We start from the raw sequence: 7,043 nt of genomic DNA on the forward strand, positions 1-7,043 counted from the left end.
AGATTTACCGAAGGCTCAAACCTTTAAAATTTCCTGTAAGAAACCTAATAAAGTATTACTCTTGATGTGACCTAAAACAACCTAATTAGGGATCAAGTGTTTGAGTCCAACACTCCGACTAGAGAGATAATCTATCGAACGGGCTTACACCATTCCAGCTTTTAACCTACATAAGGCATATGGTTTTATTGTAACCGTTCAGGGGGGGGATGTCAAGCCGCCAGTGGCATTGACTCTGTGGAAGGACTCTCCTGGGGCAGCAGAGAAGGAGAAGAACTGCCTTTCCTAGAGGCATGGATACTACTCTCTGACAGTAGCCGCTCTTTTCTACGTCTTTTTAGATTATCAGATTTTGTCCCCCCCTGAACGGTTACTTCAAGGGAGAAAAAGCGATCGGGCTATAATAGAGAAAATTTTATTTTAACTTGAGAAAATTCATTATGACAGCCACTATTGAAGACATTCGGGCAATACTAAAGGAATTGGCCCAATCCCAACAAGAGTTATCCCAATCCCAACAAGAGTTATCCCAATCCCAACAAGAGTTATCCCAAGCTCAAAAAGAAACGGATAAACAAATCAAGGAAACAGATAAGCAAATTAACAGAGTTAGTAAGCAGATTGGGGAGTTGGGCAATCGTTTAGGAGAGTTTGTCGAGTGGCAAGTGCGTCCTGCGGTGGTGCGTCTGTTTCAGGAGCGGGGCATTGATGTGCATGAGTTTCACCCCGGTATTTCGGTAAAACGGGATAATGAGGGTTTAGAGATTGATCTATTGGTAGTGAATGATACGGATGCCATTTTAGTGGAGGTCAAAAGTAAGTTAACTCAAAGGGATGTGGATGAGCATTTACAACGTTTGGCGAAGTTTAAGCGGTTAATGCCTCGTTTTCGAGATGTAAAGGCTTTGGGAGCAGTGGCAGCGATGATTGTTCCCAATGAGGTGGCGAGTTACGCTTGTCGTCAGGGTTTGTTTGTGTTGGTGCAGTCAGGGGAAAATGTAATAATTTTAAATGATGCGGAGTTTACGCCCCGGGTTTGGTAGGTTTAGCTTTCGTTCCACCCCCTCGCTAGGAGAAATATATCTTAGAATACATTTTACCCACCAAATCCAAGAGAGCCATGAGAGTGAAGAGATTGAAAATTTAGAGATTTTATTTTTCTCCAAACGTTTAGAGTCTCAAACCCAATTTGAATTACTATTAGAGGAAAATTTAAAAATGACTGAGCCATTAACAGCAGGTTTACTTATCACCTTAGCAGTACAAGAGTTTGTGAAGTCTGGGACGGGGGATTTAGCGAAACGGTTTACGGCTGAAGCTTTGGCTAAGATTCCCATTTTATGGGAAAAAATCAAAACTCGCTTAACAGGAAAATCTCCTAAAGTTGATGAAGCATTGGCTAAGGTTGAGAGGGGTGATAGTACAGCCGTTGAAACCTTGACTAAAAATTTGGATGTGATTTTGGATGAAGATCCTGCTTTTGCGAAAGAGTTAAAAGTTTTAGCGCAGACAATCCAAGCGGGTAAAATTCAGGATAACAGTAGTATGATTCAAAATAATTCTGATAATGCTAAAGGTTGGCAGACAAAAGTTGAGGGGGGAACTGCCTATATTGGAGAGATTCACATTAACCAAGGTCAACAACCTAAAACTTAAATCGAGGCTTATTGTCAATGACTGACCTAATTTCTGAACTTTGCCAATTGACGGCGGAAATCCTGCAAGATAATCCCCAAGCGGATCTCGCTCGATTGGTGGCGTTGGTCAAAACCAACATTGATGCTAATTCACAATTAACTGAGGCAATTCAAGATGATCGTCGGTTAGTTCAGATTAACAAAGGAGATGCAAAGGGGTTTCAAACTTTGGTGACGGGTGGAATTGCCAATATTGGGATTCACTTAAATGATGTTAATCGGGAGACTTTGCAAGAGGTTTTGCGAGAAGCTTTAGAGGATTTATTGAAGTCATTGCAACCTGTAGGTATTCCTGAGAATATTCCCCGTAGTGGTGTGACTAAGTTTGTCGGTCGGGAAGATGAACTTCTTACCCTACATAACCAGTTACAGCAAAATAAGGTGGTGGCGATTTCTGCGATCGCAGGGATGGGAGGTGTCGGGAAGACAGAACTGGCGATTCAGTATGCTGATTTGCATCAAGAAGATTATCAGGGTGGCTTATGTTGGTTATTTGCTAGAGATGTCAATATTGGTATTCAAATTGTTAGTTTTGCTAAGGCAAAAATCGAGCTTAAAATTCCTGATTGGATAGATAAAATTGAGGATCAGGTTTCTTTTTGCTGGCGTAATTGGCGATCAGGGAATGTGTTGATTATTTTGGATGATGTGGTCAATTATCCTATGATTGAACCCTACCTACCGCCGAAAGATTCTCGTTTTAAGGTCTTGATGACTACGCGGTTAAAGTTTGGTTCTCCGATTCAAACAATCCCTTTAGAAGTTTTGAGTTTGGAAAATGCGTTAGAGTTATTAGAATTTATTATTGGCAAGGAACGCATCATTAAAGAGCCAGAAATCGCGGAAACGCTTTGTCGCTGGTTAGAGTTTTTGCCATTAGGATTAGAGTTAGTGGGGCGTTATTTGAATGAGGTTCCAGACTTATCTTTATCTACTTTATTGTTCCGTTTACAGGAAAAAGCGAAAAAACGTCAAGCTCTCAAACATAAGGCTCTAGAAATTGAGGAAGAAACTCGAACTTCTACGGCTAAGTTAGGGGTGGAATCTGCTTTTAATTTGAGTTGGGATTTGTTGGATGAGTCGAGTCAACATTTGGGCAAATTATTAAGTTTGTTTGCTAATGCACCGATTCCTTGGGAGTTAGCAGAACGAGTTGAGCAAAAATATTATTTAATGTATCCTGAAAAAGGCGAGTTTGATCTTGATGAATTAGAATTGGCGAGGGCAAAACTGCTCCGTTTTCATCTCTGCCAAAATATTGATCTACAGACTTATCGTTTACATTCTTTAATTCGAGAGTTTTTTAGAGGCAAATTAGAAGGAGAAGAAGATGTCACAAACATTAGTTAAAGTTAAGCAAGAAACTGACGCTGATCAACTGAAACGAGCTTTTGTTAAGGTAACGGCAGAAGTTGCCCAAGAAATTAAACAAGACTTAACATTAGAAGATCTTGCAAGATTTAAACCGTTAATTGAACACCTCAAAATTACAACAGAGGATTTAAATCAATGGCTAGAAGATGAAGATTTATTTTGGCCTTTTAATGGTTTAAGTAAATTTTATAGAGAACAAGGACTCTATAAAGAGGCAATTCCCTATCTTGAACAGTGTTTAACTATCACTGAACAGCGTTTAGGCAATGAACATCCCACCGTTACCAGTGCTCTTAATAATTTGGGTTCCCTTTATGAATCTCAAGGGAAATATTCAGAAGCGGAACCTCTTTTGGTGCGATCGCTTTCGATTAGGGAGAAGCAACTGGGAACTGACCATCTTGATGTTGCTAACACTCTCAACAGTCTGGCATTAGTTTACGAATCTCAAGGTAAATACAGCGAAGCCGAACCCCTTTATTTGCGCGCACTCTCGATTCAAGAGAAGCAACTGGGAACTGACGATCCTTACGTTGCTGAAACTCTCAATAACTTGGCAGCACTTTATTATTTCCAAGGTAAATACAACGAAGCCGAACCCTTTTATTTACGCGCGATCTCGATTCAGGAGAAGCAACTGGAAGCTGATCATCCCAGACTTGCCATCAGTCTCAATGGTCTAGCAAGCCTTTATAAATCCCAAGGTAAGTACAACGAGGCTGAACCTCTCTTGGTGCGATCGCTTTCGATTAGGGAGAAGCAACTGGGAGTTGACCATCCTTACGTTGCCAATGCTCTTAATAATCTCGGATCACTTTACAAATCCCAAGAGAAATACAGTGAGGCCGAACCCCTCTTACAACAATCGCTCTCGCTCTTAGAACAGAAATTAGGAGCCGATCATCCTAATGTTGCCACTATTCTCAGCAATTTAGCGGGACTTTATGAATTACAAGGGAAATACAACGAAGCCGAACCTCTACTTTTGAGATGCCTTGAAATTGATAAAAAAGCTTTAGGGGAAGAGCATCCTTATTTTGCTTCTAGTCTCAACATTCTGGCATCACTTTATAATTTTCAAGGGAAATACGAAGAAGCCAAACCTCTCTATCTGCGATCTCTTGCTATCTGGGAAAAACAATTAGGAGAAAATCATCCCCACGTTGCCACTAATCTCAACAATCTGGCAGCACTTTATGTATTTCAAGGGAAATATGAAGAAGCGGAGCCTCTCTATCTGCGATCACTGACTATCTGGGAAAAACAATTAGGAGAGAATCATCCTGACGTTGCTCAAAGTCTCAATAATTTAGCAAAACTTTACCAAGCACAAGGACGATACAACGAAGCTGAACCTTTCTACCAAAGAGCCTTAGCGATTTTGATGGCAACAGTAGGCGAAAATCATCCCAATACTCAAAAAGTTCTAGATGGTTTGAAGACACTAAAAGAACAAAGAGCAGCAGATAATGAATAATGAATCTCCTAATTAACTGACAAAAATAAGGTGATAATGATGCAACAGACTTTAGTTAAAGTTAAGCAAGAAACCGAGGCAGACCAACTAAAACGAGCCTTTGTTAAGATAATGATTGAAATTTCTCAAATCATTCCTGAAACACCAACTTTAGAAAATATTGCTATTTTTGAACCTTCTATTGAACACATCAAGGTTGCCACCGATAACTTAATCGAATGGCTGGATGATGAGGATTTAATTTGGCCTTTTGTTGGTTTGGGTCGCTTTTATAAAGGTCAAGGACTCTATCGTGAAGCAAGTCCCTATTTTGAGCAATGTCCTAACCAAATAGAACAACGAATAGGCAATGCACATTCTACCTTAGCCACTGCGCTTAATAATCTGGCAGTACTTTACAGTGACCAAGAGAAATACAAAGAAGCAGAACTCCTTTATCAGCGATCACTAGCTATTAGTGAAAATCAATTAGGATCAGAGCATCCTTCTGTTGCTATTAGCCTCAACAATTTAGCTGAACTTTACTATAGCCAAGAGAAACACGAAGAAGCAGAATCTCTTTATATAAGATCTCTTATAATTTTGGAAAAACAATTAGGAGAAAATCATCCCCACGTTGCCACTAATCTCAACAATCTGGCAGCACTTTATGTATTTCAAGGGAAATACGAAGAAGCGGAACCTCTTTATCAGCGATCTCTATCCATCAAAGAGAATTTATTAGGGATAAATCATCCTGAAATTGCAATAAGCCTCAACAATATCGCTGCATTTTATTATGCCCAAGGGAAATATGAAGAGGCGGAACCTCTCTATCAGCGATCTCTATCTATCAGAGAGAATTTATTAGGAGTAAATCATCCTGACATTGCAATAAGCCTCAACAATCTGGCAGAACTTTATCGTAGTCAAGGAAGATACGAAGAAGCAGAACCTCTTTATCGAAAAGCAATTACTATCACTAATCAAACTTTCGATACAAACCATACCAATACGCAAATAGCTATTACAAATTACTTCTCAATGCTTTCCCAAATTTCTGACAAAAAACTACAGCCAGAATCCTAACACACTACTTTAGCCGAAATAATCCATTATGTTATAATACAAAAACATTACAGAGCCATGCAGTAAATAATGAATATTAAAAGACAACAACGACTCGTAAAAATTTACAAATGATGCGACAACAGCAATCATAGTATTCATTCATTCAATCATTCCAATCATAGTTTAGACTTATAATGTAATAAACCATAACAAAAAGCAGATAATTTAACTATGCAAATTAAAGACATGAACTCCGAAGAATTAAAAGCGTTAATTGAAAACACAATTGACGAAACCTTAGAATCTTACTTTGGTGATCCCGATGAAGGAAAAACCCTTAAAGAAGAAGTGAAACAACGCCTATTAGCAATAAAACAAAGACGCGAAGCAGGAAAGAAAGGAATGACCTCCGCCGAGGTTTATCAACGTTTAGGATTAAAACAAACTCAATTCAAACAACATCATGAATACAACAACTCAAACCATCAAAGTCTATAACGAAATTATTGAACTAATCGCAAGGGGAACCACCCCCCAATCGGTGATTAACTTTCATCTTTCCGATACCGCTCAAAATCGGCTAGAAGACCTAATTTATAACGCTAAAAATAATGAACTTACCCAAGAGGAAAAACAGGAACTCGATGCTTATTTAATGCTAGAACATATTATGACCCTAGCAAAAGCAAAAGCTCACCAATATCTCAATGGAGCTAACTAAAATGGCTCGACCTTACATTAGTTTAGAATTGCGAAAATTAGTTGCTGAACGTGCCGATTTTCTCTGTGAATATTGCTTAATTTCTGCTTCTGATAGGGTATCTGGCTGTCAGGTGGATCATATCATTAGTTTTAAACATGGGGGAGCAACTTCGGCTGATAATTTGTGCTACGCCTGTATTTTTTGCAATTTACAAAAAGGTACAGATTTAGGCTCAATTAATTGGGAAACTGGAGAACTTGTCCGTTTTTTTAACCCGCGTCGAGACTTGTGGAAAGAACATTTTCAACTTAAAGAAGCTTTTATCCAACCCATTACTGATATTGGTAACGTGACAGCTAGAATTTTAGATTTCAATAACAAAGAACGCTTACAAGAGCGACAATTATTAATAGAAATTGCTAAATATCCACCTGTTTCTGCAAAACAAAGACTTCTTTAAATTTATTTCATAACCTCTCTCTCCACAAGCATTAGAATTGAAAAAACGACTCTTAGAAGACAATCATCCTGATGTGACACTTTCCCTCAACAATTTGGTGCATTTGTACTATTTTTAGGCAGGTACACAGAAGCAGAACCCCTCTATTTACAAGCTTTAGCAATTGCCGAGCAAGCTTTAGGGGAGAATCATCCTACTACTGTTAAGATTCGGGAAAACTTAGAGTCGCTCCCGTAGGATGGGTTATTAACCCATCCGATAATACAACAATATAAAATAATA

Annotated in this window: 8 protein-coding genes and 1 pseudogene; all 9 read left to right on the forward strand. The window is 38.8% G+C overall.

Annotated features, from left to right (window positions below; all coding sequences use genetic code 11):
- Nucleotides 1-440 precede the first annotated feature (440 nt).
- Nucleotides 441-1,043: a DUF3782 domain-containing protein gene (locus PX484_RS10570; RefSeq protein ID WP_110579307.1), complete on the forward strand. Its 603-nt coding sequence runs from the start codon at nucleotides 441-443 to the stop codon at nucleotides 1,041-1,043.
- Nucleotides 1,012-1,656 (forward strand): hypothetical protein, encoded by a 645-nt coding sequence (locus PX484_RS10575; protein ID WP_287767189.1) that lies wholly within the window; start codon nucleotides 1,012-1,014, stop codon nucleotides 1,654-1,656. Before PX484_RS10570 ends, PX484_RS10575 begins: the two co-directional genes overlap by 32 nt.
- A 17-nt stretch (nucleotides 1,657-1,673) precedes the next feature.
- Nucleotides 1,674-3,047 carry an NB-ARC domain-containing protein gene (locus PX484_RS10580; protein ID WP_287669800.1) on the forward strand — a complete coding sequence of 458 codons (1,374 nt, stop codon included), beginning with the start codon at nucleotides 1,674-1,676 and terminating at the stop codon, nucleotides 3,045-3,047.
- A complete protein-coding gene (locus PX484_RS10585; RefSeq protein ID WP_287669798.1) occupies nucleotides 3,028-4,548 on the forward strand; it encodes a tetratricopeptide repeat protein in 1,521 nt (506 codons plus the stop codon). Before PX484_RS10580 ends, PX484_RS10585 begins: the two co-directional genes overlap by 20 nt.
- Nucleotides 4,549-4,584: 36 nt before the next feature.
- Nucleotides 4,585-5,616, forward strand: a complete 1,032-nt coding sequence (locus PX484_RS10590) for a tetratricopeptide repeat protein (protein ID WP_287720604.1) — start codon at nucleotides 4,585-4,587, stop codon at nucleotides 5,614-5,616.
- 228 nt (nucleotides 5,617-5,844) lie between these two features.
- Nucleotides 5,845-6,096 (forward strand): hypothetical protein, encoded by a 252-nt coding sequence (locus PX484_RS10595; protein WP_260441947.1) that lies wholly within the window; start codon nucleotides 5,845-5,847, stop codon nucleotides 6,094-6,096.
- On the forward strand, nucleotides 6,062-6,319 hold the full coding sequence (locus tag PX484_RS10600) for a hypothetical protein (protein ID WP_072928049.1): 258 nt from the start codon (nucleotides 6,062-6,064) through the stop codon (nucleotides 6,317-6,319). Before PX484_RS10595 ends, PX484_RS10600 begins: the two co-directional genes overlap by 35 nt.
- 1 nt (nucleotide 6,320) lies before the next feature.
- On the forward strand, nucleotides 6,321-6,761 hold the full coding sequence (locus PX484_RS10605) for an HNH endonuclease (RefSeq protein ID WP_002770066.1): 441 nt from the start codon (nucleotides 6,321-6,323) through the stop codon (nucleotides 6,759-6,761).
- A gap of 150 nt (nucleotides 6,762-6,911) precedes the next feature.
- Nucleotides 6,912-6,998 (forward strand): annotated as a pseudogene (locus PX484_RS10610) (tetratricopeptide repeat protein); the annotation flags it as partial.
- Between the last annotated feature and the right edge of the window lie 45 nt (nucleotides 6,999-7,043).

This window comes from Microcystis sp. M49636_WE2 (genome assembly GCF_030065375.1).
In the GTDB taxonomy this organism is placed as follows: Bacteria; Cyanobacteriota; Cyanobacteriia; order Cyanobacteriales; family Microcystaceae; genus Microcystis; species Microcystis aeruginosa_C.